Origin of the sequence: Lentzea guizhouensis (assembly GCF_001701025.1) — a bacterium.
Classification (GTDB): Bacteria; Actinomycetota; Actinomycetes; order Mycobacteriales; family Pseudonocardiaceae; genus Lentzea; species Lentzea guizhouensis.
Map to the genome: position 1 here is coordinate 8,364,757 of NZ_CP016793.1, position 24,143 is coordinate 8,388,899.

The window sequence follows — 24,143 nt, forward strand, 5'->3', positions numbered from 1 at the left end:
GGAGATCATGTGACGACCGAAGCCACCACCCCGGCAGAGCTCTGGCGCGACCCGCGCGCCGCCGTCGACGACCGCGTCAGCGACCTCGTGGCGAGGATGAGCCTGCCGGAGAAGATCGCGCAGCTGCAGGGCGTCTGGGTCGGCATCGACTCGGCCGGCGAGATGGCGCCGCACCAGCACGACCTGATCGTGGAGCCGCCGGACTTCGACGAGCTGACCCGCCACGGCATCGGCCAGCTGACCCGCGTGTTCGGCACCCGGCCGATCGCGCCGGAGGTGGGCGCGCACAGCCTCGCCCGCAGCCAGCGGCAGATCATCGCGAGCACCCGGTTCGGCATCCCGGCGATGGTGCACGAGGAGTGCCTCACCGGTCTGGCCGCGTGGCAGGCGACCGCGTACCCGTCACCGCTGTGCTGGGGCGCGTCGTTCGAGCCGGACCTGGTGCGGCGCATGACGTCGCTGATCGGCCGGTCGATGCGCAGGCTCGGCGTGCACCAGGGTCTCGCTCCCGTCCTCGACGTCGCGCGCGACCTGCGGTGGGGCCGCGTCGAGGAGACCATCGCCGAGGACCCGCACCTGGTCGGCACGATCGGCGCCGCCTACGTCGCGGGCCTGGAGTCGGCCGGGATCGTGGCGACGCTGAAGCACTTCGCGGGTTACTCGGCGTCCAGGGCGGGCCGCAACCTCGCCCCGGTGTCGATCGGCCCGCGCGAGCTCGCGGACGTGATCCTGCCGCCGTTCGAGATGGCCCTGCACGCGGGCGCGCGCTCGGTGATGAACTCCTACACCGACAACGACGGCGTGCCGGTGGCGGCCGATCCGGCGATGCTGACCGACCTGCTGCGCAACCGCTTCGGCTTCACCGGGACGGTGGTCGCGGACTACTTCGCGGTGCCGTTCCTGTACCGGTTGCACGCCGTCGCGGTCGACCGCGCGGACGCCGCCGCCCAGGCGTTGTTCGCGGGCATCGACGTCGAACTGCCCACTGTGGACTGCTACGGCGAGCCGTTGCTGAACGCGGTCTCCGCCGGTGACGTCGACGAGGCGCTCGTGGACCGCGCGCTCGTGCGGGTGCTGCGGCAGAAGTTCGAGCTGGGCCTGCTCGACCCGGACTTCTCCCCCGAGCCTGACAACGATGCCAACGTCGACCTGGACGACGACGAGTCCCGCGCGGTCGCCCGTGAGCTGGCGGAACGCTCGATCGTCCTGCTGCACAACGACGGTGTGCTCCCGCTGACCGAACGCCGCCGTCTCGCCGTGGTCGGCCCACGCGCGCACGACCCCGGTGCGATGCTGGGCTGCTACTCGTTCCCGTTGCACGTCGGCAAGCACCACCCGGAGGTGCCGATGGGCATCGACGTGCCGACGGTGCTGGACGCGCTGAGCTCGGTGCACGACGTGGAGTACGCCCCCGGCTGCACGGTCGTCGGCGGCACCGACTCCGACCTGCTCGCCGCCGTCGAGGCCGCCAGCCGCGCCGAGGTCTGCGTCGCGGTGCTGGGCGACGAGGCGGGCCTGTTCGGTGGCGGCACGTCCGGTGAGGGTTGCGACGCCGCCGACCTGAGGCTGCCCGGCCGCCAGGAGGAGCTGCTCGAAGCACTCATCGCCACCGGCACCCCGGTCGTGCTGGTGCTGCTGTCGGGCCGCCCGTACGAGCTGTCCCGCCAGATCGACCGCCTGGCCGCGGTCGTGGCGGGCTTCTACCCCGGTGAGGAGGGCGCCACGGCGGTGTCGAAGGTCCTCAGTGGACAGGTCAACCCGTCCGGCCGCCTGCCGGTCAGCTTCCCGGCCGCCGGTGCCAGCCAGCCGTCGACCTACCTGACCGCACCGCTCGGCGCGCGCAGCGACGTGAGCACGGTCGACCCGACCCCGCTCTTCCCGTTCGGCCACGGCCTGTCCTACGCGCCCGCCACCTGGGTGTCGGTCGAGGGCGACACGGGCGACTGGCCCACCGACGGCACCACCCGCGTGGTCACCACGCTGCGCAACGACACCTCCCGCGCCACCACCGAGGTCGTGCAGATCTACCTGCACGACCCGGTGGCCGAGGTGGCCCGCCCGGTCCAGCAGCTGGTGGGTGCGCTGAAGGTCGACCTGGAACCCGGCCAGACCCGGACCGTCACGGCGGTGCTGCACGCCGACCTGACCGCGTACACCGGTAGGGCCGGCCGGCGCCAGGTGGATCCGGGGGCGGTCGAGCTGCGGGTGGGGCGGTCGAGTGCGGACGTCCACACGGCGGTGGGGCTGACGGTGACCGGGGAGCGCCGGTACGTCGGGTTCGACCGGGTGTTCACGCCAACCTTCGAGGTGAGCTCGTAGACCGTCATCCCCGTTGATGCGTGAGCCCTCTCCCGCCACCGCCGCCGGAGAGGGCTCACCGCTGGATCAGCCGCAGGCCACGCCGTTCAGCGTCGCACCCGAGAACGGCGGCGTGCCACTGCCGTAGTTCGCGTTGTAACCGATCGTCATGGTCCCGCCCGCGGGCAGCGCCCCGTTCCACGCCGCGTTCACGACCCGCACGGCGTCACCGGTGTCGGTCCACGTCCCGTTCCACCCCTGCACCACCGTCACGCCCGGCGCGGAGAAGGTGAACGTCCAGCTGCTCGCCGCGGTGGTGCCGTTCGCGATGACGATCTCGCCGGTGTAGCCGCCGTTCCAGGTGCTGACCACCTTGTGCGTGGCCTTGCACGTGCCGGGCGTCGGCGGGGTCGGGGTGGTGCCGGCGGCGATCGCGAGGTCGTAGGCGCGTTGCGGGACGAACTGACCCGCTCCGGCGATGCAGCCGTCGGCCTCGCCGGGCAGCTTCACCCACAGGAACGCGGCGATCTGGGCGTCGCCGGTCTGGTCGGTGCTGGGCGTGCCGATCGCGCGGCCGGCCGGGTCGCACCACTCGCTGCCCGCCGGGCCGTTGCCGTTGCGGCTGGTGTCGACCACGGCCTTCAACCGGCTGTCGCCGACCGCGTTCAGCACGGCCTTGGCGAAGTTCACCTCGTCGGCGGTCCAGCGGTAGTTCGACACGTTGGTGGAGATGCCGTCGGCGCTGGTGGAGATGTCCGCCGCCCGCAACCGGTTGGCTGCTTCGCCAGGTGACAGCCACGCGCTGTGGCCGATGTCGAAGTAGACCTTCGCCTGGGAGGAACCGGACTTCAGCTTCTTGCCCGCGTAGGCCATCGAGGCCTTGGTCTGGTTCTGCTGGTCCACGCTCTGGCAGTTCGTCATGATCGGCAGGACATCGGGTTCCAGCACGATCGTCGCCGGCCGGCCCGCCAGTCCCGCCGCCACCTGGTCCACCCACGCCCGGTACGCGTCGTGCGAAGGCGCGCCACCGCCGCTCGCCCCGCCGCAGTCGCGGTTGGGGATGTTGTACACCACCAGGATCGGGATCTTGCCCGCCGCGGCCGCCGCACCGACGAACGAGTCCACTTCGGACCGGACCGTGCCGGTGTTGGTGGTGGTGTACCAGCGCGCCTGCGGCACCGACGCGATCCGGTCGCGGATCACCGCCGCACGCGAGTCACCGGGGTTGGCGGCGACCCACCTGGCCGCACCGGTGTTCGGGTCGACGTAGAACGGCGATGCCGCCGCGCCCGCCGGTGTGGTGATGCCCGCAGTGGTGATGCCCAGTGCCGCGACGAGCGTGACGATCGCGGCGCCGGCAGTACGTGCTCCGTTGCGCATGCTGCCTCCTCCGAACTGGGAGCGCTCCCAGACTGCGCCGCACTCTATTGACCGCCAAGAGATCACAAAAGAGCGGAACAACCGGGGTTCAGCAGCGTGAACACCCGGTTCGAGCACGGTCGGTGAGCGTTCGACGGAGTGTTCGACGATCGCCCAGACGGACGTCGAATCAATGGACACGCACGGTATGTCGTTTCTCAGCCTGATAGACCGTTCCGGCGCCGAAGCGGTCAAACGGTCTCCGACCCACCCTTCCGCGAATCGATCGCGAAGTTGCGACACGAGGAGCAACGGTCGATCGGCCGGTCGGACCGGGAGCGCTCCCGGAACGGTTGTCGCCGGATTGCCACGGTGGGCATCACCGCAGCGGTGAGGATCGGGAGCCGGGGAAGCACTCCCCGGCCCCCTCCTTCAGGACGCGACCGGAACCGCCGGCGCCACCGAGGCGGCCGGCGGGGCGTCGGCGCGGTTCCAGTGCATCCGCGACCACGGCAGGTCCATGTCGGCCAGCGCCGAGATCTCGTGCGGCTCCAGCTCCTCCAGCGGTAACGCCTGCTCGTGCCGCGAGTAGGCCGCGTCGACGTACCGGTGCCCGGTGTCCGGTGCCAGCAGCACGACCTGCCGGTCCGGCTCGACCCGCTGCTCCCAGCGCGCCGCCAGGTAGGCCGCGCCCGCCGACAACCCGGCGAAGATCGCGTGCTCGCGCAGCAACGCCACCGCGCCTGACAGCGCCGCGTCGAACCCGACCCAGTGCACGGTGTCGTACAGCGTGTGGTCGACGTTGCCGAACGGGATCGAGCTGCCGATCCCGGCGATGATGATCTCCGGGTCGTGCACGTGCTCGCTGCCGAACGTCACGCTGTCGAACGGTTGCACGCCGACGAGCTCCACGTCCGGCGAGGTCTCCCGCAGGAACTTCGCCAGCGCCCCGGTCGACGCGCCGGTCCCCACCCCGCCGACGACCGTCAGCGGCACCGGACCGAGCTCGGCGCGCACCACGTCGGCGATCGGCCGGTACCCGAGGTAGTGCACGTCGTCGTGGTACTGCCGCATCCAGTGGTGGCGCGGGTTGTCGCGCAGGATCTCCCGCACCCGCGCGACCCGCCGGCTCTGGTCGAGCTTCAGGCTCGCGGTGGCGGGCATGGGTTCCACGGTCGCGCCGAGGATCTCCAGCTGGGCGCGCAACGTCTTGTCCACGGTGGTGGAGGCGACGATGTGGCAGTGCAGGCCGTGCCGGTGACAGGCCAGCGCCAGTGCGTGGGCGTAGATGCCGCTGGAGCTGTCGACGAGCGTGTCGCCGGCGCCGACGGTGCCGCACTCCAGCAGGTGCCGGACGGCGGCCAGTGCGGAGGCGACCTTCATGGTCTCGAAGCGCAGGCAGGTGGTGTGGGGGTCGAGGCGTACCAGGGCGGGTCGGCTGAGTGTGTCGGCGATGTGGTGGTCCACTGTTCGGCTCACGTCCGGGCTCGGTAGCGGTACAGGGCTGTCTCGTCGGCGCTGAACTGGGAGAACGGGAAGGGTTCCGCGGACAGCGCGGTCACCCCTTCGCCCAGGAACTGCCGGGCGACGGCACTGGCGGTCTGCGCGTAGACCACCAGCGGTATCTCCCGCGTACGGCAGGTGCGCAGGATCTCGTCGAACGTGCCGTTGCCGATCGTCATGCCGGTGGCCACGACCGCGTCAGCCACGTCGAGCACGTCGCGCATGTCCGGGGTCACCGGGTCGCCCCACTGGGTCGTGCGCAACGACAGGTCGCACGGCAGGCACTCGGCCCCGCGCTCCCGGATCGCCGCCACCAGCGGGTTCACCACCCCGATCAACGCGACCTTGGCGCCCGGCGAGACGTCCAGCAGCCCCGCGACCGCCGCGTCCCGGGCACGGGCCCGTTCCTCCGGCGTGCCGACCGGAAGCACGACCCGTTCCGCGTCCGAGGTCCGATGTGGACGGACCGAGGCGAGGTACGCGTCCAGCGCCGCGACCCGCACCGGGGCCGGTGCCTCGGTCAGCAACGAGGCCACCGGCGCGCCGCTGTAGTTCGCGCACACCGCCGGGTCGGCCTCGCCCTCGGCGAACGCGCAGGCCCCGAACGCCGTGCCGATCCGCACCAGCACGTACTGGTTGCGGTAGGTGGTGTCACCGCCGGCCAGCCGGGTGCCGTGGTGCACCCAGAACACACTGGTCGCCACCACGGTGCCCGGATCAGGCCCGTGCCTGTTCGCGAGCACCTCGGCGACCAAACCATCCACAGTGGTCACAACTCCCCCTTCAGCGAGCCGGTTCGCGATAGCCGACGGCCAGGTGTCCCAGGCTGTCGCGACCGATCTCGGCGTCCACTTCGAACACTTCACGCAACAACGGCGCGGTCAGCACCTCGGTGGCGGAGCCCTGCGCCACCAGGCTGCCGCCGTGCATCAGCACCAGCCGGTCGCAGTACCTGGCGGCCTGGGCGAGGTCGTGCAACGCCACCACGACGGTCTGCGGGGTGCCGCTGACCAGTTCCATCAGCTCCAGCTGGTGCCGGACGTCCAGGTGGTTGGTGGGCTCGTCGAGCAGCAACGCGGCCGTCTCCTGGGCGAGCGCGCGGGCCAGGTGGGTGCGCTGGCGTTCGCCGCCGGACAGCTGCTTCCACGGCCGGTCGGCCAGCGCGCCCAGGTCGAGCCGGGTCAGCGCGGCCTCGACGACCTCCCGGTCGTGCGCGTCCGGGCCGCGCCAGCGCGACCGGTGCGCGGTGCGGCCAAGCATCACGACGTCGGCGACCCGCAGGTCGCTGTCGGTGTCGGCGGTCTGCTCGACGAAAGCCAGCCGCAGCGCGCGTTCCCGGGGGTTGCGCGACGCCACGTCGGTGCCGTTCCAGCGCACGGTCCCGGCGACCGGCGTGCGCAACCCGGCCAGGCAGCGCAACAACGACGACTTGCCGGAACCGTTGGGACCGATCAAGCCCACGGTCTCGCCGGGCGCGACGACCAGCTCCACGTCCCGCACGATGACCTTGCCGGGGACACCCCAGCTCAGGTGTTCCGCCTCGATCCTCACAGCTCTCCCCTCCTGCGCAGGATCAACAGGAAGAGCGGCACGCCCAGCAGCGCCGTGAAGACGCCGACCGGCACCTCCAGCGGCGAGAACACCACGCGGGTCAACGCGTCGGTCCACACCAGGAACACCGCGCCGACCACCGCCGACAACGGCAGCAACCGCCGGTGCAACGGCCCGACGAGGAACCTCACGCCGTGCGGCACGATCAACCCGACGAACCCGACAGCACCCACGGCGGCCACGGCGACCGCGGTCAGCACCGACGTCGTCACCAGCAACACGATCCGAGTGGTCCGGACGTCCACGCCGAGCGAGGCCGCGGTGTCGGTGCCGAACGCGAACCCGTCCAACGCCGACGAGCACAGCCACACGACCAGCAACCCCACGGCGAGCACGACCGCGCACACCGCCACCGACGTCCACCGGGCCGACGCGAGCGACCCGAGCAGCCAGTGGGTCACCGCACGGATGCTGTCCGCGTCACCGGACGACAGCAGGATCAACGACGTCAACGCCGCGAACAACTGCCCCACCACCACACCGGTGAGCACGACCCGCACCGAGTCCAGCCCGGTGCGCCGCAACAACAACATCAGCAGCGTGAACGCGACCAGCGCGCCGACCAGCGCGCCGCCGGTGACACCGAGCCGGGAACCGGCGAACCCGAGCACCACCACGACCACCGCACCGGTCGAGGCACCCGAGGACACCCCGAGCAGGTAGGGGTCGGCGAGCGAGTTGCGGGTGACGCTCTGCAGCGCCGCGCCGCACACCGCGAGCGCCGCGCCGACCAGTGCGGCGAGCAGCACCCGCGGCAGCCGCAGGTCCCAGATCAGCGAGTCCTGCAGCCGGGACAGCGGCTGGACGGGCAGGCCGAGCCGCACGCCGGCGGCCCTGCCGATCTCCGCCCAGCCCGTGCCCGCGCCGATGCGCAGCGCGAGCACGACCGAGACGGCGAGCAGGACCAGGCACACCACCGTGGTCAGCGTGCGGACGGCGGGTCTCGGTGGTGCGGACGGTTCGGCGAGCACCGCTGTGTCAGCCACCCGCGACCCCGTCGAGGCCCTTGCTGAACGCGCGCAACGCGTCGACCGTGCGCACCGACGGGTCCATCTCGATGCCGGGCAGCTCGATGATCTTGTTGTTCTTCACCGCGTCCAGCTGCGCGACCGCCGGGTGCTCGCGCATCATCGCGAGCTTCTCGCTGGCCTTGTCACCGGGGTTGCCGCGCTCGGACAGGTCACCGATCACGATCACGTCGGGGTTGCGGCGGGCGATCTCCTCCCACGACACCTCCGGCCACTCCTGCGCCACGTCGTCGAAGACGTTGGCAGCACCCGCGAGCTTGCTCATCTGGCTGGGCATGCCGTCGCGGCCGGCCACGTACGGCACGTCCTTGAAGACCGAGTAGATCCACACGACCTTGGGCGCCTTCGGCCGTTTCGCGGCCGCCGCCTGCACCTCAGCCACCACGGCACGTTGCTCGGCGGCGAGCGCGTTCGCCTTGTCGGTCACGTCGAGGATCTTCCCGAGGTTCTCGTAGTCGCGGAACAGCCGCTCGAACGGCGGGGTGGTGCCGTCCGGGCAGTTCACCGCGCTGACGTAGCTGGGCACGCCCAGTTCCGCGAGCTCGTCTCTGGTCCCGGCGCGGTCGGTGGTGAAGTGCTCCTGGAACGAGGACACCACGACATCCGGGTCGGCCGCGCGCAACGGTTCCGCGGTGATCACCTTGGGCGCGAGCACCGGGATCTTCGCGTAGGCCTCGGCGTACTTGGGCGACACCTTGGTCTTGAGGTTCGCGGTACCGGCCATGCGGTCGCCGACTCCCAGCGCCAGCAGGGTTTCCGTGGAGTTCTGGTCCAGCGTGACGACCCGCTGCGGCGTGCTGGTGAAGCTCAGCTGCTTGCCGCAGCTCTCCACCACGACCGACGACGTCGGCGCGGCCCCTCCTCCCGGTGCGGCGCAGCCGGCGACGAACGCCGCGGCGGTGAGCGCCAGGCCGAGCCGGGCAGCGTGTGACATCGGATCCTCCAGTGCGAGACGACAGCGGTGTCCGTTACTGTAACGACAACGGTTTTCATTGCAAGCCCCAATCGGGAAGGTCGGCCGCGTGGTCCACGACACACTGCACAAACCCGCTCCGGTGCTCAGGAACGTGGCGTTCCTCCGGCTCTGGACCGCGACCACCGCGTCCGGCATCGCCACCTGGGCGCTGCCGTTCGTACTCGGTCTGGCCGTGCTGGATCGCGCTCTCACAGCCGTTGAGCTGGGTGTTCTGCTCGCCGCCCGCACCGCGGGCTTCCTCGCCGCGGTGCCCATCAGCGGGGTGCTCGCCGACCGGTACGCCCGCCGTCGCGTGGTGCTGTGGTCGGGCCTGACGGCCGCTGTCGCAGCACCCGTCATGGCGTTGTTCGTCGGGAGCTCGTTGCCGCTCATGGCCGTCGCGGCGGTCGCGATGGGTGCGGGCCAGGGCGCGTGCCGGCCGGCGTTCCAGGCGCTCACCGCCGAGGTGGTCAGCGAGGAGCAGCGCCAGCAGGCCAACGCCGCGATGACGCTGTCGGTCCGGGTGACCACGCTCGTCGCACCGGGCCTGACCGCGCTGCTGGCGTTGTTCGTCAACACCCAGGCGCTGCTGCTGGGCATCGGCGTGCTGTGGCTGGTGGCCGCGCTGGTTCCGCCGCGTGGCAACGACTTCGCGGGTGCGGCCGGCAAGCCGCGGTTCTTCGCGGAGTTCGCCGAGGGTGTGCGGGAGGCGCGCAGGCACCCGTGGTTCCTGGCCGGGCTGGGCGCGCTGACGGCCGTGATCGCCACCGGTTACTCGGCGACCGGCGTGGTGCTGCCGCTGGTGAGCCGCGACCGGTACGGCACGGAGGCCGTCCTGGCAGGAGCTCTCACCGCCTACACGCTCGGTGCTCTCGCGGGCGCGTTGCTGATCGCGCGCTGGCGGCCGAAGCACGCGGGCTGGACGGCGTTCGCGGGCCTGGCGCTGTACGGGTTCGCACCGCTGAGCCTGCTGCTGCCGGTGCACCCGGCGGTCGTGCTCGCCGCCTACGCCGTGGCGGGCATCGGCATCGAGCTGTTCAACGTGCCGTGGTTCACCGCGACCCAGCGCGAGGTCGAGCCGTCGAAGCTCGCTCGGGTGTCCTCTTTGGACTTCCTGATGTCCTACGGGCTCGCGCCGGTCGGCCTGGCGTTGATCGCTCCCGCCATCGGCCACTTCGGCGCCGGTCCGGTACTGGCCGTGTGCGCCGTGGTGTGCTTCGTCGCTCCCGCCGTCGCCGCACTGGTGCCGTCGTCGCGCGACTTCCGGACCCGCTCGTGATCCCCGTCCGCCTGCCGGCGACGTCCCCCCAGGCCCGCGACGCGCTGGCGGAGACCGGTGGGGTGGTCCTCACCGGGCTGCCGGTCGAACCCTCGTCGCTCGCGGTGGCGTCGGCGGTGCTGTTCGGCAGCGGGTTGCGCGAGCTCTACCCGCACCGCACCCGCCGGTCCGTCGACGGTGATCTGTTGTCGTTGCACGCGGACAGCTTCGACGTGGTCGTGGACGTCGGTGGCAAACCGGTGCGGCGCAGGCATCCCGACGAGGACTTCGTGCTGCTGCAACTGGTCGAGCAGGCACCGTCGGGCGGTGAGTCGTTCGCCGTCGACGCCCACGCCTTCACCGACTCGCTGGATGCGGACCTGCGCGCGTTCCTGGCCGAGGTCGACGTCGACCTCTACGGGCAGTGGACGGGCATCCGCGGCCTGCCCGCGACACCGCGGGTCGCCCGGCACATCGAGTACACCCGCACCGGTCGCCGCATCACCCGCCGCACCGACGGCGCCGCTCCCCTGCACCGCGACCCCGCCACCGACCACGTCACCGCGATGCTGCGACGGCTCGACGAGGAGGTGGCGCGGGTGCAGCCGACGTTGCCGAGGTTCCGGCTCGACGAGGGTGACGTGCTGGTGCTGGACAACTACCGGTGCTGGCACGGGCGCGATCCGCACTCCGGGGCTCGCACCGTGCACATCCAGACGATCCGCACGGACGCCGCTGGATAGTCCACCAACGACAAAGGGAGGAAGCGCTCTTCCTCCCACTCCAACATATAGCGCACCGGGGGCCTTGCCACAAGACCCCGTCCGTCCCCCACACTTCACCGCGCAACACCAGGTGACAGGGGGAAACAGATGTATGACGTGATCATCGTCGGCGGCGGACCGACCGGCTTCATGCTGGCCGGGGAGCTGCGCCTGCACGGTGTGCACGTGGTGGTGCTGGAACGGGATCCCGAGCCGAGCCCGGTCGTGCGGGCGCTCGGCCTGCACGTGCGCAGCATCGAGGTGATGGACCAGCGCGGCCTGCTCGACCGGTTCCTCGAGGCCGGCACCAGGCACGAGGCCGGCGGGTTCTTCGCCGGCATCCTCAAGCCGTGGCCCGCGCACATGGACACCGAGCACGGGTACATCCTCGGCATCCCGCAGCCGGAGACCGAGCGCCTGCTCACCGAGCACGCGGTCGGCCTCGGCGCCGAGGTGCGACGCGGCAGCGAGGTCGTCGGCCTGAGCCAGGACGACGAGGGCGTCACCGCGGAGCTGGCGGACGGCACCGAGGTGCGCGGCCGGTACCTGGTCGGGTGCGACGGTGGCCGCAGCGCGGTGCGCAAGCTGCTCGGCGTCGGCTTCCCCGGCGAACCGGCGCGCGTGGAGACCATGCTGGGCGAGATGCAGGTGTCGACGCCGCTCGACGAGCTCACCGCGATCGTGACCAGGGTCCGTGAGACCAACCCGTGGTTCGGCGTGGGCCCGATGGGCGACACGTTCCGCGTCGTCGTCTCGGCGGGTGACCTCCAGCAGGACCGCACGCCGCCGACGCTCGACGACTTCCAGCGCCGCCTGGTCGCCGTCGCGGGCACCGACTTCGGCGTGCACTCACCGCGCTGGACCTCCCGGTTCAGCGACGCCACCCGGCAGGCGGAGCGGTACCGGGTCGGGCGGGCGTTCCTCGCGGGCGACGCAGCGCACATCCACCCGCCCACCGGCGGCCAGGGCATGAACCTGGGCCTGCAGGACGCGTTCAACCTGGGCTGGAAGCTCGCGGCGGCGGTGCGGGGCTGGGCGCCGGACGACCTGCTCGACAGCTACCACGCCGAACGGCACCCCGTCGGTGCCGCCGTGCTGGACAACACCCGCGCACAGGTGCAGCTGATGACCCCGGAACCGGGCCCGCAGGCCGTGCGCCGGTTGCTCAGCGAGCTGATGGACTTCGAGGAGGTCACCCGGCACCTCATCGAGAAGATCACCGCGATCAGCGTCCACTACGACTTCGGCGCCGGGCACCCGTTGCTCGGCAGGCGCCTCAAGGACGTGCAGCTCAAGAACGGCCGCCTGTTCGAGCTGCAGCGCACCGGCCGCGGCCTGCTGCTCGACCAGACCGGCCGGCTGTCGGTGCGGGGCTGGGCCGACCGGGTCGACCACGTGGCCGACATGAGCGAGGAGCTGGACGCGCCCGCTGTGCTGCTGCGGCCGGACGGGCACGTCGCGTGGGCCGGTGACGACCAGGACGACCTGGAGGCGGTACTGCCCCGCTGGTTCGGCGCCTGATCTGAGCGCCGCCTCGGTCAGAGCCCCAGCAGGCCCTGGCCGAGGCGGTACCGCACCTCGTACTGGCCTTCGTCGCCGGTGTCCCAGGGAAAACCGGCGTTGGCGAAGACCCAGTTCAGGTAGGACACGAACGGCATCGTGGTCTCCCACGAGAAGAGCGCGTCCGCCGCGTCGTCCGGCAGCACGATCCCGTACGGGCCGCCGCCGCTGGTGTTGTCCTTGTGCAGCATGTCCGGCGCGGTGGGGAGCACGAACAGCCCGGCCTCGTCCGGTTCCTCCTTCCGCCACTCCTGGTGGCCCGCCCACTCCTCCTCGAAGTACTCGCGCAACCCTCCCCCGCTGCCACGCTCCACTTCGAACACCAGCGGGTCCGCCGCCGCCGAGGCCTCCCACTTCGGGTGCGTGCCGACGAGCCAGACGTCACCGACGATCCGCACCCACGACGACACCGTCATCGGGATCGGCCCGAACGTCTCCTCCAGCCACGCCACGCAGGCCTCGGCGTCCGGCTTGGGCGGGACGTGCGGCGCCACCGGCGTCTGCTCGTCGTCGTTGCGGTGGAACCGGTAGCCGTCGTTGCCCAGCCGTTCGACGATCAGCTCGACGTTGTGCCGGGCGCGGCGGGCCATCGCGTCGCACACGAGCTGTGCCTCGTCGGCCCAGTCGGACTCGCGCACCCGGTCGCCGAGCCGGAGCAGCTCGAGCCAGACCTGGTCGCGCTGCCCGCTCTCGTAGCGGCTGAGCCAGTTCGGTGAGGTCCCCATGCGGACATCCTCGCCGGTCGGCCCCGGCTGCTGGGGGAAGCGCCCGATCGGAGGCACTCCCGTTGAGCACTTCCGACCAACACCTCTTCCGGTATTGCGTCGTACCGCAATAGCTTTCCCCGCCTTCCACGCCGCCCATACAGTCCCCGTCGTCACCGCGGCTGATCACCGGAAATCGTTGGTGAGCGGCCGTTCCGCAGTGAAGGAGGGGATCGTTGAAGCTCGTTCAGCGAGTCTTGATGGGACTGCTCGCGACGGCACTGCTCGTCGTCGCCGGCATCGGGGGCCCGGCCGCGCAGGCCGCCGCCCCGGTCGCACCGGCCGGGATCGCCGCGTTCGACGACCAGACCGGTGAGGCGCTGGCCGCCTGGGACTGCAACACCGGGAACGTCTGCTTCTGGACCGGCTTCGGGGGAACCGGCAGCCGCTGCGCGTGGAACATCGCCGACGACGACTGGACCGCCGGCACCCACAAGTGCTCGTGGGCCACGACGAAGAACGTGAAGTCGGTCTACAACGCGGGCACGTCGTCTGCCACCGGTGTCGCGTACTTCAAGAACACCGGCCACAACACGCGGGTCGGTTGCACGAAGCAGGGCAAGAAGGGCGACCTGGCCGGCACGTACCAGCTGCGGTCGCACAAGTGGATCAGCACCAGCTGCGGCTGATCCTGTTGTGACACCGAGGACCGGGCGCGGGACCAGGGAACCCGCGCCCGGTCCTCGGCCGGTGCGCCACAAGGGATTGACGCCCCCGGTACGGTTGCCAGCGGTGACCTGTTCAGGGGGAGGTTGCTTTTGCTGCGCATCCATTTCTCGGCGGGAGATCTGGACCGGACGCAGGTGGCGGATCACGTGGATCCGTTGTGGGAGATGGTGTTCAGCTGGTTGCGGCTGACCGAGCGGGACAGCGGCCTGCTGTTCGAGCCGTGGTTGCGCGCGGTCCGGCGCAGCCCGGAGCGGCAGGCGATCCGGTGCGGCGTCGGCGTGCTGTCCGTGCTGGCACCGCTGGGGCCCTACTTCCCCGACTTCCTCACGCCTCCCGAGGGCGCGGACGGCCTGGCCGCCGCGCTCACCGCGATCAGGGCGACCCCACGTGCCCGGCTGCGTTCGGAGTTCGGGCTGCTGGCGGCGGTCTGCCCGACTCCGGAGTGGACGCGTCCGCTGGCGGACGGCGAACCGGACGCGTTGGAGGAGCTGACCACGGTCCTGGCGCGCTACCACGCCGCCGTGATCGAACCCCACGGCGACCTGGTCGACGAGGCCGTGGAGACCGATCGCGTGCACCGGTCCGGGCTGGCCCGCGACGGTGTCGAGGGCGTGCTGCGGGGCATGTGGCCGTTGATGAACTGGCGGCCGCCGGTGCTGGAGGTCCAGTACTCCTACGACCGCGACCTGCACCTCGGCGGACGGGGGCTGCGGCTGGTGCCGTCGTACTTCTGCCGCCGCACGCCGGTCGCGCTGGCCGATCCGGGGCTGCCGCCCACGCTGGTCTACCCGGTGCACCACGACTGGACCTGGCGGCGTCAGCTCTCGACCGGCAACCGGCAGGAGGGGGCGCTCGCCGCGTTGCTGGGGACGACCAGGTCCTCGGTGCTCGCCGCGGTGGGTGCGGGTGCCACGACCACGGAGCTCGCGGCCCGGCTGGGCGCGTCGGCGTCCGCGGTGAGCAGGCACACCACCGTGCTGCGGGAGGCGGGTCTGCTCACGACGGTCCGGCAGGGACTGTCCGTGCTGCACCGGCGCACGGCGCTCGGGTCGGCGCTGCTGTGCTCGCACGACCTCAACTGAAGGCGGGCGGTGAGGTCAGACCGGGTACGTGTGCGTCTCGGTCGCCTTCACCGCCGCCCACAACTCCTCTCCCGGCCGCAGCCGCAGGTCCGCGACGGTCGCCGTGGTGATGTCCGCGAGCACCGGCGGACGCCCCTCCAGCCGCACCCGCGTGGTGTGGGCGTGCTGCTCGATCGCCGCCACGGTCACCGGCCACGTGTTGCGCGGGCTGCCCGTCGGCCGGTCGGCGTGCAGGCTCACGGCGGTGGGCGGGAAGGCCACGTGCACCGGGCCCGTCGCCGGCGTCGCGGTGGTGATCGTGCCGCCTTCGGCGAGGGTGACCGCGGTGCCGTCGGCGGTGCCGCGGTAGAGGTTGAGGCCGACGAGGTTCGCCACGTAGCCGGTGCGCGGGCGGCGGGCGACCTCGGCGGGCGGTCCCTCCTGGACGGCCCGGCCGCCCTCCAGGATCACCAGGCGGTCGGCCAGCACCATGGCGTCGAGCGGGTCGTGGGTGACCAGCAGCGTGTGGCCGGGGAAGTCGGCGAGGTGGCGGCCCAGCTCGGCGCGGACCTGCAGGCGGGTGCTCGCGTCCAAGGCGGCCAGCGGTTCGTCGAGCAGGAGCAGGCTCGGGCCGGTGGCGAGCGCACGGGCCAGTGCGACGCGCTGGCCTGGCCGCCGGACAGCGACCGCGGCCGAACGCCCGCGTACTCGGCGAGCCCGACGCGGTCGAGCCAGGTCCTCGCGGTGTCCCGGGCTTCGGCCTTCCGGGTGCCGCGGGCGCGCAGCCCGAAGGCGACGTTCTCCAACGCGGACATGTGGGCGAAGAGCAGGTAGTCCTGGAACACCACGCCGATCGGGCGTTCCTCGGCGGGCACGAACTCGCCGGGGCCGTCCCAGGTCCGCTCCCCCACCGCGATCCGGCCGTCGCTGAGCGGCAGCAACCCGGCCAGCGCGCGCAGTGCGGTCGTCTTGCCAGCACCGTTCGGCCCGAGCAGCGCGACCACCTCGCCGGGCGCGATGGCCAGGTCGAGGTCGAGGTCGAAGTTCCCGCGCGTGACGCGGAGCTCGGCGTGCAGGGTCATGACGGCCCGCTGATCCACCGGTCGCGCAGACCGGCCAGCACGCCCACGGACACCAGCAGCAGCACGACGCTCAGCACGATCGCGGCGTCCGGGTCGGTCTCCAGGGCGAGGTAGACGGCGAGCGGCATGGTCGTGGTCTCGCCCGGGAAGTTGCCGGCGAACGTGATCGTCGCGCCGAACTCGCCGAGCGCCCGCGCCCAGCACAGCACCGCGCCCGCGACGACACCCGGCAGCACCGACGGCAGCGTCACCCGCCGGAACGTGAGCCAGCGCGACGCCCCGAGCGTGGCGGCGGCCTCCTCGTAGCGCGGGTCGGCCGCCCGCAAAGCGCCCTCGACCGAGATCACCAGGAACGGCATCGCCACGAACGCCTCCGCGATGACCACGCCCGCCGTGGTGAACGGCAACGAGATCCCGAACCACGCGTCCAGGTGCTGGCCGACGAGCCCGCGCCTGCCCAGCACCAGCAGCAACGCCACGCCACCCACCACCGGCGGCAGCACCAGCGGCACGGTGACGAGCGCCCGCAGGAACCCGCGGCCGGGCAGGCCGGACCGCGCGAGCAGCCAGGCCAGCGGAATGCCGAAGACCAGGCACAGCACCGTGGCCAGCGACGCGCAGATGAGCGAGAGCCGCAGCGCCTCCCCCACCTCGGCGCTGAGCAACGCGGGCAGGTTCGCCCACGGCGTCTTCACGAGCAGCCCGGCGAGCGGCACCAGCAGGAACGCCAGCCCGGCCAGCGCGGGCAGGACGAGGACGACCGGCAACCGCCCCCGCACCCGGTGCCGCGTCGTCACGGCGCGTCGAACCCGGCCGCGGTCAGCGCCGAACGTCCCTGCTCCGACAGCACGAACTCGACGAACGCCGTGGCGGTGGCGGCGTTGGGCGCCTTGGCGAGCGGGGCGATCGGGTAGTCGTTGACCGCCTTCCCGGCTTCGGCGAACGTGATGCCCTCGACCTCGTCCCCGGCCGCCTTCACGTCGGTCTTGTAGACGAGCGCGCCGTCGACCTCGCCGAGCGACACCTTGGTCAGGACGGCTTTGACGTCCTGTTCCAGCGTGTCCGGCGCGGCCGTGACCCCGGCCGCCGCGAACACCTTCTTCGAGGCGGCTCCACACGGAACCTGCTCGGCGCACAACGCGATCTTCAGGTCGGTCTTGGCGAAGTCGGCGAGGCCCGCGATCTTGGCCGGGTTGCCCTTGGGCACCGCGATCTGCAGCGTGTTCCTGGCGAACGTGCGCGGCGCGGCCGTGATCGTCCCGGTGTCGGTGACCTGCTTCATGTTGGCGGGCGCCGCACTGGCGAACACGTCGGCGGGCGCGCCGTTGCCCAGCTGCTGCGCCAGCGCCGAGCTGCCGCCGAAGTTGAACCTGACCTCCGTGCCGGGGTGGGCGGCCTCGAACTCCTGGCCCAGCCTGGTGAAGCTCTCGGTGAGCGACGCGGCGGCGAACACCGTGACATCGCCGGTCACCTCGGACGTCCCGGACGTCTGGCCCGTCGCGCACCCCGCGAGCAGCACCGCCACCCCGACCACGACTCCACGCATCTCAGGCCTCCGGGATCTCGACGACGACGTGGGTCGACTTGATGGACGCGACGGCGACGCTGCCGGCCTCGAGCCCGAGCTCGTCCGCCGCCTCCCTGCTCATCAGCGACACCACGCGGAACGGCCCGGCCTGCATCTCGACCTGCGCCATCACCCCGTCCTTGAGCACGCGCGTGACGATCCCGCGCATCCGGTTGCGCGCCGACGCCGCGACCGTCGTCCCCGGCTCCGCCCCCTCCGCGACCCGCTGGGCGAACGCCGCGAGCTCCTTGCCGTCGATCGCCTTGCGCCCGTTCTCGGACACGGTCGCGTTGAGGCGCCCCTGGTCCACCCACCGGCGCACGGTGTCGTCGCTGACCCCCAGCAACGCGGCGGCCTCGCTGATCCGCAGGTTCGGCATGCCGCACATCCTATGTTCCGCACCTGCGGACGCAAGCCCCGGCTTTGGTGGCTTCTGCGGTTCCGTTCCAAAAACCACGACCGCACGTAGGCTGATCTCATGATCACCTCTGCGGCCCGCACCCGCGTCGTGGCCAGGATCGCCGACCACCTCGCCGCCCACCGGCCCGGCCACCCCCTGCGCGTCGCCGTCGACGGCGTCACGGCCGCGGGCAAGACCTCCCTGGCCGCGAGCTCACCGCCGCCGTCGCCGCCGCGGCCGCCCGCCGCCACCTGTCCATGGACGGCTTCCACCACCCCCGCGCCCACCGCCACCGCCAGGGCCGCGACTCCGCCGACGGCTACTACGCCGACGCCTACGACTTCGCCGCGTTCGACCGCCTCGTCCTCACCCCGCTCGGCCCCGGTGGCGACCGCCGGTACCGCACCCGGATCATCGACCTGCGCACCGACACCCCGGCCGACGAACCCGCGGTCACCGCCCCCGAGGACCTGGTGCTCGTCGTGGACGGCAGCTTCCTGCAACGCGACCTGGCCTGGGACGAGGTCGTCTTCGTCGACACCGCCTTCGACATCGCCAGGTCCCGCGGCACCCAGCGGGATGCGAGCCTGCTCGGCGGCGAAGCGCAGGCCGCGCACAGCTTCGACCACCGCTACCACGCCGCAAGCCGCCGCTACCTCGCCGAGGTCGACCCCGCCGCCTCCGCCACGGTCGTCGTGGGCAACGACGACCTCGCCCACCCGCAGCTGAACCGCATCGGCGGCCCGGCCGGCGCCACCACCCGCCTGTTCTCCTACGGCACCCTCCAACTGGAGCCGGTGCAACGCGAACGCTTCGGCCGCGTGCTCGCGGGCGTTCCGGACGTGCTGCCCGGCCACAGCCAGGACTGGGTGACGATCACCGACCCGGACGTCGTCGCGGTGAGCGGCACCGACCGGCACCCGATCGTCCGCCCCACCGGCGACCCCGCCGACACGACGAAGGGCACGGTGCTGACCGTGACGACGACCGAGCTCGCGGCGGCCGACGTGTACGAGGTCGACGACTACCGGCGTTGCCTGGTGGACTTGAGCACCGGCCCCGCCTGGGTCTACCTCGCCACCACGGGCTGACCACCGACCGGAGGAGCGCCATGATCGACCACCTCGTGTACGCGGTTGCCGACCTCGAAGCCGGCGTCGACGAGTTCGAGCAGCTCTTCGGCGTGCGCGCCGCCGGTGGAGGTCAGCACATCGGCCTCGGCACCCACAACCGCCTGCTCGCCCTCGGCCCGCACACCTACCTGGAGCTCATCGCCCCCGACCCGGCCCAGCCCGAACCCGCGCTGCCCCGCCCGTTCGGCGTCGACGGCATGCGTGGCCCCGGCCTCGTCGGCTGGGCCCTCACCGTCGAGGACGTCGACCAGGCAAGAGCAACCGCCATCACCAACGGCTTCGACCCCGGCCCCGCGATCGACGGCCAGCGCCGCACCCCCGAGGGCGGCCTGATCACCTGGCGCCTCACCACCAACGCGCTGCAGGGCGGCGTCATCCCTTTCCTGGTCAGCTGGGGCGACACCCCGTCACCGGCCACCACCGCGCCGCAAGGCCTGACGCTGCGGCACTTCCACGTCGAACACCCCGACGACATCGCGCCCCAGCTGCGCGCCCTGGGAACCGACGTGCAGACGCAACGGGGCCCGGAGCCCGCGCTCACAGCACGGATCTCCGGGCCCCGCGGCACTCACACGTTGTCGACGTGGTCCACGCCGGAACCGCGGTAGCCGTTCACCGCGGACGTGACCTGCGCCGGCGAGAGCACCCGGTCCTTCGCGAAGTACACCCAGTCGACCTCCTGCTGGTAGGCCCGCTCCGCGCCGCTGCCGACCAGGCCGCCGGAGATGAACCACAGGTTGAAGTTGATCGACATCGGCGTCTCCGGGTAGTACTTGTCACCGTGGTCGGCGACCTGGGCGCCGTCGATGAAGTACTTGACCCTGCCGCCGCTGACCTGGATCACCAGGTCGTGCCAGCCGGCGTAGCTCTGGCGTTGCGCGGTGTGGGTGTTGTCGGCCAGCCAGGGCTCGTTCTGGTAGGTCTCCCAGGTGGTCTCGTACATCACGTTGGCCGGTTCGCCCCAGCCGCCGTTGGGCAGGTACTCGAAGTCCAGCTCGCCGTAGTTCGGGTCCATCGGCGCGTTCAGCGGCGTGATGGTGAAGAACGTCTGCACCACGTGGTCGCCGTCGGGGCCGAACACCGGTGCGTCGGAGAACTTGACGCGCGCGGCGTAGGTGCCCTCGAAGAACTTGCGCTGGTGGAACATCTCGGTCTGCGCGGCGGCGGAGCCGTTGTTCCACGAGTCGAGGCGCATGACCTTCTGGCCGCCCACGGTCGGGAACGTGACGCGCGACGGGTCCCAGGTCGCACCGGGCACGCCGGGACCGCCGCCACCCGAGCGCACGGTCCAGCCGCGCTGGGAGATGCGGCTGTCGCCCGAGCTCGAGTAGTTGAAGTCGTCGAACAAGGCCGGGCCGCTGCCGGGGTTCGACGACGTGGTGGTCGTCGTCGTGGTCGTCGGGCCCGTGCCGCCGGGCGGGGTGCCCCACAGCAGCGTGCTGCCGCGGTGGACCGTCACCCGGTTCCACGCCGAGTAGCTCGAGTCGGCGCGGTAGGAGTAGTCGTCGCTCTGGACGATCCGGCTCCAGTTGGTGCGGTAGAAGCGGAGCTGCAGGTCACCGGAGTCGGTGCCGGGGCTCAGCGTGCCGGCGCCGGAGGTGAAGCCGACCTCCAGGTATCGGTCGGCTGGGCCACCCGTCAGGGTGCCGAACTGGCCGGTGACGTTGCCGCAGCCGCGGACCGCCCACGAGCAGGCGAAGCGGTAGCCGACGTCCGGGGTGTCGGACTGGAAGTAGTAGCGGATCTTCACCTCGGACAGCGGCACGGTCGTGGTGCCGGTGTTGACCACCTTCAGCCACGGTTCGACCTGGTCGACGGACGCGGCGGCGGCGCTGGTGCGGTGGTGTGCGGTCAGGGCGTCGGCGGCGAACGCGGACGGTGCGGTCGCCAGGCCGGCGACCGTCAGTGCGGCGGCAGTGATCGCTATCAGGTTGCGTTTCTTCACGAATCTCTCCTGGGGACGGCAGGGGTGGACCGGGAGTCGAACTCCTCTCTGGTCTGCAGTGGACGGAGCGCCAGCTCGGCGAGGCGAGCGTTGTGCGGGCGCATGCGGGTCACGAAGCCCTCCCACGAGGGCTCGGCGGTCCAGAGCGTGTCGGCGAGCGCGGCCAGGCGCGGGAACGCCATCTGCTCCAGGTGTTCGCGGGTCCGGACGTGCTCGGTCCAGAGCTGGCACTGCGCACCGAGCACGCCTTCGGGCAGCGGCACGTGGTAGACGTCCTCGGCCGTCACCACGAAACCGGGCTGGCCGGGCGGTTCGTCCGGCGATGCCGACTGCGGGTAGTCGAGGTAGGTCGAGGTGTGCAGGGTCATGACGACGTCCTGGCCGCGCCGCAACGCTTCCGCGGCCTGGTCCTCGTCACGCCACGGCATCACGACCGAACGCGGGTCGCCGGTCGGTTCCCACGCCACGGGTGTGCGGCCGTTGTCCAGCAGGAACTGAGCCGCCTGCTGGAGGAACCGGCTGCGGTCGTCCTCGGGCATCGGGCACTCGTCACCGCCGATGTGCACGTGCGAGCCGGGGAAGATCTCCATCACCTCGGCCAGCACGTCCTGGCAGAACTTGACGGCGTCCGGAGTGAACGCGGAGTCGCTGATGCCCCAGGTGGTCCACACCGGCTCCACCCGGCCGTCGCCCAGCTCGGGATAGGCGGCGATCGCGGCACGGGCGTGACCGGGCATCTCGATCTCGGGCACGATCCGCACACCGCGGTCGGCCGCGAAGGCCACCAGGTTCTCCAGCTCGGTGCGGGTGTAGCTGCCGCCGTGCGGCACGCCGTCGCCGTTGGTCTCCGCGCGCCACCCGCCGACCTCGGTGAGCAGCGGGTAGCCCGGCACCGGCAGCCGCCAGCCCTGGTCGTCGGTCAGGTGCAGGTGCAGGACGTTCAGCTTGTGCACGGCCATCAGGTCGACGAACCGGCGCAGCACGTGCACCGGCTGGAAGTGCCGGGCCACGTCGAGCATCAGCCCGCGCCACGGCAGCCGCGGCACGTCCCGCACGTCGACACCGGGCAGCACCCAGTCCACCCCGGACGCCCGCGACGAGCGGTAGACCTGGGCGGGCAACAGCTGCCGGATCGTCTGGACGCCGTGCATCAGTCCGGCGGACGTCCCGGCGCGCAGCAGGACGCCGTGCTCGGTGACGGTGAGCGCGTAACCCTCCGCGCCCAGCCCGACCATCCGCTCGTCGAGCGTCAGCACGATCCGTCCGTCCTTCGTGGACGGCAACGGCAACCCGGTGGCCGGGCGCAGCAACGAGCGCAGCATCCTGGCGGCGCCCTCCGCGCCGGGCCCCGGCCGGATCGCGGTCTCCGCCGTCAGCGGAAAACCCTTGCCGCGCGCGACCATGCGCGTGGGTTGTGGCACGAGCACTGGTGTCATCCCTTCACCGCTCCCCCGACGATGCCGGTGGTGACCCGGCCCTGCAGCACCACGAAGATCAGCAACACCGGCAGCATGAACAGCGTCGAGGCGGCCATCGTGGCGCCCCAGTCGGTGCCGAAGGTGTTCTGGAACGACGACAGCCACACCGGCAGCGTGCGGTCGTCCTGGTCCTTGATGATCAGCACGTTGGCGAAGGCGAACTCGTTCCACGCCGTGATGAACCCGAAGAGCGAGGTGGCCAGCAACCCCGGCGCCAGCAACGGGAACACGACCCGCCGGAACGCCTGCCCGCGCGAGCAGCCGTCGACCAGCGCCGCCTCCTCCAGGTCCGGCGGGATCGCGGCGAGGAACCCGCGCAGCGTGACGATCGTGAACGGCAGCGTGATCATGAAGTAGACCAGCGTCAGCATCCACAGCGTGTCGAGCATGCCGGTGTCGCGCGCGATCACGTAGATCGGGATCAGCAGCGCCTCCCACGGCGTCATCTGCGCGATGAACACCATCAGCACGAACGCCCGCCGCCCCCGCCACCGCAGCCGCGCCACCGCGTAGGCCGCGAGCAGGGCCACCAGCAACGCCAGCAGCACCGCCCCGCCGGCCACAAGCAGGCTGTTGCGCCAGAACGAGAAGAAGCCCTGCGCCGCGACCGCCGTGCCGAAGTGCTCGAAGGTGATCGAGATCGGCAGGAACGTCGGTGTCGCGCTCTGGATGTCCTTGGTCGGCTTGAACGCCGTCAGCACCATCCAGTACACCGGGAACACCGCCACGGCGAACACCACCAGCGCCGCGACCGTCCTGAGCACCCGCCCGGTCATGCTTCCCGCTCCTGCCGGTAGAGCACGCGGAAGTACGCGAGCAACGCGATCACCAGCAGCAGCACCATGAGCATCGACACCGCGGCGCCGAGGTCGTAGCGCTGCAACGACTGCGCGACCTGGAACGCGTAGACCGGCAGCGTCGTCGTCGACTGCCCCGGCCCGCCCTGGCTGATCACCCAGATCTGCACGAACGCCTTGACCACCCAGATCACCTCCAGGCACGTGATCAGGCCGAACATCGCCCGCAGCATCGGGAAGGTGATGGTCGAGAACACCCGCCACGCGCCGGCGCCGTCGATCCGCGCCGACTCGTAGAGTTCAGTCGGCACTGTGACCATCGCGGCGTATAACGACAACGCGGCGAACGGCACGGACTGCCAGACGACCAACCCGACCAGGATTCCGAACGTGGCCTCGCCGTTCGCGAACCACGTGTAGTCGCGGTACTCCTCGAACCCGAGCGAGACGAGCAGCCAGTTGACCACGCCCAGCCGGGACTGGAAGAGCCACTGGAACACCGTGGTGGCCGCGATGATCGGCGTGGCCCAGGTGAGCACGAGCCCGCCCATCACCAGCAGCCGCAACCACTTCCCCAGCCGCATCAGCAGCAGCGCGACCAGCGTGGACAGCAGCATGATCAGCACGACGTTGATCGCGGTGAACCACAGCGTCCTGCGCACCACGGCCCAGAACTCCGCGTCGGCCAGCACCTTCGCGTAGTTGGCGAACCCGACGAACTGGGCGTCGCCACGCACGAGCTCCGGCAGCCCGAACCGCTGGAACGAGATGATCACGTTGCGCACCAGCGGGTACACCAGCAGGTACGCGGTGGTGAGCACGGTCGGCGCGATCAGCAGGTACGGCAGCACCACCCGTTTGCGGCGCTGGGGAGCGGGCGGAGCGGCCGGCGTGACCGGTCGCTCCACCGT

24 protein-coding genes are annotated in these 24,143 nt (G+C 71.6%); 8 read left to right on the forward strand and 16 right to left on the reverse strand.

Annotation, left to right across the window (positions count from 1 at the left end):
• Positions 1 to 9 precede the first annotated feature (9 nt).
• Entirely contained in the window at positions 10 to 2,319 is a 2,310-nt protein-coding gene (locus tag BBK82_RS39875; RefSeq protein WP_065919557.1) for a beta-xylosidase/alpha-l-arabinosidase, read from the forward strand.
• 66 nt (positions 2,320 to 2,385) lie between these two features.
• Here BBK82_RS39875 and BBK82_RS39880 read toward each other — a convergent pair whose 3' ends face one another.
• The 6 genes from BBK82_RS39880 to BBK82_RS39905 form a co-directional block, all read right to left on the reverse strand.
• Positions 2,386 to 3,678, reverse strand: coding sequence for a glycoside hydrolase family 6 protein (locus BBK82_RS39880; RefSeq protein ID WP_065919558.1), 1,293 nt, complete (start codon positions 3,676 to 3,678; stop codon positions 2,386 to 2,388).
• 411 nt (positions 3,679 to 4,089) lie between these two features.
• Positions 4,090 to 5,124: a pyridoxal-phosphate dependent enzyme gene (locus tag BBK82_RS39885; RefSeq protein WP_065919559.1), complete on the reverse strand. Its 1,035-nt coding sequence runs from the start codon at positions 5,122 to 5,124 to the stop codon at positions 4,090 to 4,092.
• 8 nt (positions 5,125 to 5,132) lie between these two features.
• Entirely contained in the window at positions 5,133 to 5,933 is an 801-nt protein-coding gene (locus tag BBK82_RS39890) for a Rossmann-like domain-containing protein (RefSeq protein ID WP_065919560.1), read from the reverse strand.
• Positions 5,934 to 5,943: 10 nt separating this feature from the next.
• Positions 5,944 to 6,711: an ABC transporter ATP-binding protein gene (locus tag BBK82_RS39895; RefSeq protein ID WP_065919561.1), complete on the reverse strand. Its 768-nt coding sequence runs from the start codon at positions 6,709 to 6,711 to the stop codon at positions 5,944 to 5,946.
• A complete protein-coding gene (locus BBK82_RS39900) occupies positions 6,708 to 7,757 on the reverse strand; it encodes a FecCD family ABC transporter permease (RefSeq protein ID WP_237047834.1) in 1,050 nt (349 codons plus the stop codon). The genes BBK82_RS39895 and BBK82_RS39900 overlap by 4 nt, the downstream gene beginning before the upstream one ends.
• Positions 7,750 to 8,733, reverse strand: coding sequence for an ABC transporter substrate-binding protein (locus BBK82_RS39905; RefSeq protein WP_065919562.1), 984 nt, complete (start codon positions 8,731 to 8,733; stop codon positions 7,750 to 7,752). Before BBK82_RS39905 ends, BBK82_RS39900 begins: the two co-directional genes overlap by 8 nt.
• 88 nt (positions 8,734 to 8,821) lie before the next feature.
• On the opposite strand from BBK82_RS39905, the gene BBK82_RS39910 reads away from it, so the two are divergent.
• The 3 genes from BBK82_RS39910 to rox all read left to right on the forward strand — a co-directional run bounded on the left by BBK82_RS39910 (position 8,822) and on the right by rox (position 12,297).
• Positions 8,822 to 10,033 carry an MFS transporter gene (locus BBK82_RS39910; protein ID WP_418287469.1) on the forward strand — a complete coding sequence of 404 codons (1,212 nt, stop codon included), beginning with the start codon at positions 8,822 to 8,824 and terminating at the stop codon, positions 10,031 to 10,033.
• On the forward strand, positions 10,030 to 10,755 hold the full coding sequence (locus BBK82_RS39915) for a TauD/TfdA family dioxygenase (RefSeq protein ID WP_218920479.1): 726 nt from the start codon (positions 10,030 to 10,032) through the stop codon (positions 10,753 to 10,755). The genes BBK82_RS39910 and BBK82_RS39915 overlap by 4 nt, the downstream gene beginning before the upstream one ends.
• Before the next feature lie 129 nt (positions 10,756 to 10,884).
• Positions 10,885 to 12,297 carry a rifampin monooxygenase gene (rox, locus tag BBK82_RS39920; protein ID WP_065919564.1) on the forward strand — a complete coding sequence of 471 codons (1,413 nt, stop codon included), beginning with the start codon at positions 10,885 to 10,887 and terminating at the stop codon, positions 12,295 to 12,297.
• Between the two features lie 17 nt (positions 12,298 to 12,314).
• On the opposite strand, the gene BBK82_RS39925 is transcribed toward rox, so the two are convergent.
• The gene (locus BBK82_RS39925; protein ID WP_065919565.1) at positions 12,315 to 13,061 is read right to left on the reverse strand and encodes a hypothetical protein; all 747 of its coding nucleotides are present in this window, start codon (positions 13,059 to 13,061) and stop codon (positions 12,315 to 12,317) included.
• A gap of 239 nt (positions 13,062 to 13,300) precedes the next feature.
• Between BBK82_RS39925 and BBK82_RS39930 the strand changes: the two genes are divergently transcribed.
• On the forward strand, positions 13,301 to 13,729 hold the full coding sequence (locus BBK82_RS39930) for a peptidase inhibitor family I36 protein (protein ID WP_065919566.1): 429 nt from the start codon (positions 13,301 to 13,303) through the stop codon (positions 13,727 to 13,729).
• A 186-nt stretch (positions 13,730 to 13,915) separates the two neighbouring features.
• Positions 13,916 to 14,851: an ArsR/SmtB family transcription factor gene (locus BBK82_RS39935; protein WP_237047835.1), complete on the forward strand. Its 936-nt coding sequence runs from the start codon at positions 13,916 to 13,918 to the stop codon at positions 14,849 to 14,851.
• Between the two features lie 15 nt (positions 14,852 to 14,866).
• On the opposite strand, the gene BBK82_RS56500 is transcribed toward BBK82_RS39935, so the two are convergent.
• Genes BBK82_RS56500 through BBK82_RS39955 form a run of 5 tightly spaced genes read right to left on the reverse strand, consistent with a single transcriptional unit; the run spans position 14,867 to position 17,858 of the window.
• The gene (locus tag BBK82_RS56500; RefSeq protein ID WP_335618129.1) at positions 14,867 to 15,322 is read right to left on the reverse strand and encodes a TOBE domain-containing protein; all 456 of its coding nucleotides are present in this window, start codon (positions 15,320 to 15,322) and stop codon (positions 14,867 to 14,869) included.
• Positions 15,298 to 15,912 carry an ATP-binding cassette domain-containing protein gene (locus BBK82_RS56505; protein ID WP_179953730.1) on the reverse strand — a complete coding sequence of 205 codons (615 nt, stop codon included), beginning with the start codon at positions 15,910 to 15,912 and terminating at the stop codon, positions 15,298 to 15,300. Before BBK82_RS56505 ends, BBK82_RS56500 begins: the two co-directional genes overlap by 25 nt.
• Positions 15,909 to 16,709 carry a molybdate ABC transporter permease subunit gene (gene modB, locus BBK82_RS39945; RefSeq protein WP_083268505.1) on the reverse strand — a complete coding sequence of 267 codons (801 nt, stop codon included), beginning with the start codon at positions 16,707 to 16,709 and terminating at the stop codon, positions 15,909 to 15,911. The genes BBK82_RS56505 and modB overlap by 4 nt, the downstream gene beginning before the upstream one ends.
• Positions 16,706 to 17,458 (reverse strand): molybdate ABC transporter substrate-binding protein, encoded by a 753-nt coding sequence (gene modA / locus BBK82_RS39950; protein ID WP_065919568.1) that lies wholly within the window; start codon positions 17,456 to 17,458, stop codon positions 16,706 to 16,708. The genes modB and modA overlap by 4 nt, the downstream gene beginning before the upstream one ends.
• A 1-nt stretch (position 17,459) precedes the next feature.
• Entirely contained in the window at positions 17,460 to 17,858 is a 399-nt protein-coding gene (locus tag BBK82_RS39955) for a TOBE domain-containing protein (RefSeq protein ID WP_065919569.1), read from the reverse strand.
• Positions 17,859 to 18,136: 278 nt separating this feature from the next.
• On the opposite strand from BBK82_RS39955, the gene BBK82_RS52500 reads away from it, so the two are divergent.
• Both BBK82_RS52500 and BBK82_RS39965 read left to right on the forward strand, forming a co-directional pair.
• Positions 18,137 to 18,970 (forward strand): nucleoside/nucleotide kinase family protein, encoded by an 834-nt coding sequence (locus tag BBK82_RS52500; protein WP_065919570.1) that lies wholly within the window; start codon positions 18,137 to 18,139, stop codon positions 18,968 to 18,970.
• 20 nt (positions 18,971 to 18,990) lie between these two features.
• Positions 18,991 to 19,620, forward strand: coding sequence for a VOC family protein (locus tag BBK82_RS39965; protein WP_065919571.1), 630 nt, complete (start codon positions 18,991 to 18,993; stop codon positions 19,618 to 19,620).
• On the opposite strand, the gene BBK82_RS39970 is transcribed toward BBK82_RS39965, so the two are convergent.
• Genes BBK82_RS39970 through BBK82_RS39985 form a run of 4 tightly spaced genes read right to left on the reverse strand, consistent with a single transcriptional unit; the run spans position 19,581 to position 24,140 of the window.
• Positions 19,581 to 20,957: a cellulose binding domain-containing protein gene (locus BBK82_RS39970; protein WP_065919572.1), complete on the reverse strand. Its 1,377-nt coding sequence runs from the start codon at positions 20,955 to 20,957 to the stop codon at positions 19,581 to 19,583. The two genes, BBK82_RS39965 and BBK82_RS39970, sit on opposite strands and share 40 nt — an antisense overlap.
• A complete protein-coding gene (locus BBK82_RS39975; protein WP_065919573.1) occupies positions 20,954 to 22,393 on the reverse strand; it encodes a beta-N-acetylhexosaminidase in 1,440 nt (479 codons plus the stop codon). The genes BBK82_RS39970 and BBK82_RS39975 overlap by 4 nt, the downstream gene beginning before the upstream one ends.
• Entirely contained in the window at positions 22,390 to 23,211 is an 822-nt protein-coding gene (locus BBK82_RS39980; RefSeq protein WP_065919574.1) for a carbohydrate ABC transporter permease, read from the reverse strand. Before BBK82_RS39980 ends, BBK82_RS39975 begins: the two co-directional genes overlap by 4 nt.
• Complete coding sequence (locus BBK82_RS39985; RefSeq protein WP_218920480.1) at positions 23,208 to 24,140, reverse strand: carbohydrate ABC transporter permease; 933 nt, start codon at positions 24,138 to 24,140, stop codon at positions 23,208 to 23,210. The genes BBK82_RS39980 and BBK82_RS39985 overlap by 4 nt, the downstream gene beginning before the upstream one ends.
• Positions 24,141 to 24,143 lie beyond the last annotated feature (3 nt).

Excerpts from the sequence above, each read along its gene's own strand:
- BBK82_RS39880 (WP_065919558.1), bottom strand. The coding sequence starts at position 3,678 with ATGCGCAACGGAGCACGTACTGCCGGCGCCGCGATCGTCACGCTCGTC.
- BBK82_RS39905 (WP_065919562.1), bottom strand. The coding sequence starts at position 8,733 with ATGTCACACGCTGCCCGGCTCGGCCTGGCGCTCACCGCCGCGGCGTTC.
- rox (WP_065919564.1), top strand. The coding sequence starts at position 10,885 with ATGTATGACGTGATCATCGTCGGCGGCGGACCGACCGGCTTCATGCTG.
- BBK82_RS39925 (WP_065919565.1), bottom strand. The coding sequence starts at position 13,061 with ATGGGGACCTCACCGAACTGGCTCAGCCGCTACGAGAGCGGGCAGCGC.
- BBK82_RS39930 (WP_065919566.1), top strand. The coding sequence starts at position 13,301 with ATGGGACTGCTCGCGACGGCACTGCTCGTCGTCGCCGGCATCGGGGGC.
- BBK82_RS56500 (WP_335618129.1), bottom strand. The coding sequence starts at position 15,322 with ATGGTGCTGGCCGACCGCCTGGTGATCCTGGAGGGCGGCCGGGCCGTC.
- BBK82_RS56505 (WP_179953730.1), bottom strand. The coding sequence starts at position 15,912 with ATGACCCTGCACGCCGAGCTCCGCGTCACGCGCGGGAACTTCGACCTC.
- modA (WP_065919568.1), bottom strand. The coding sequence starts at position 17,458 with ATGCGTGGAGTCGTGGTCGGGGTGGCGGTGCTGCTCGCGGGGTGCGCG.
- BBK82_RS39955 (WP_065919569.1), bottom strand. The coding sequence starts at position 17,858 with ATGCCGAACCTGCGGATCAGCGAGGCCGCCGCGTTGCTGGGGGTCAGC.
- BBK82_RS52500 (WP_065919570.1), top strand. The coding sequence starts at position 18,137 with ATGGACGGCTTCCACCACCCCCGCGCCCACCGCCACCGCCAGGGCCGC.
- BBK82_RS39965 (WP_065919571.1), top strand. The coding sequence starts at position 18,991 with ATGATCGACCACCTCGTGTACGCGGTTGCCGACCTCGAAGCCGGCGTC.
- BBK82_RS39975 (WP_065919573.1), bottom strand. The coding sequence starts at position 22,393 with ATGACACCAGTGCTCGTGCCACAACCCACGCGCATGGTCGCGCGCGGC.
- BBK82_RS39980 (WP_065919574.1), bottom strand. The coding sequence starts at position 23,211 with ATGACCGGGCGGGTGCTCAGGACGGTCGCGGCGCTGGTGGTGTTCGCC.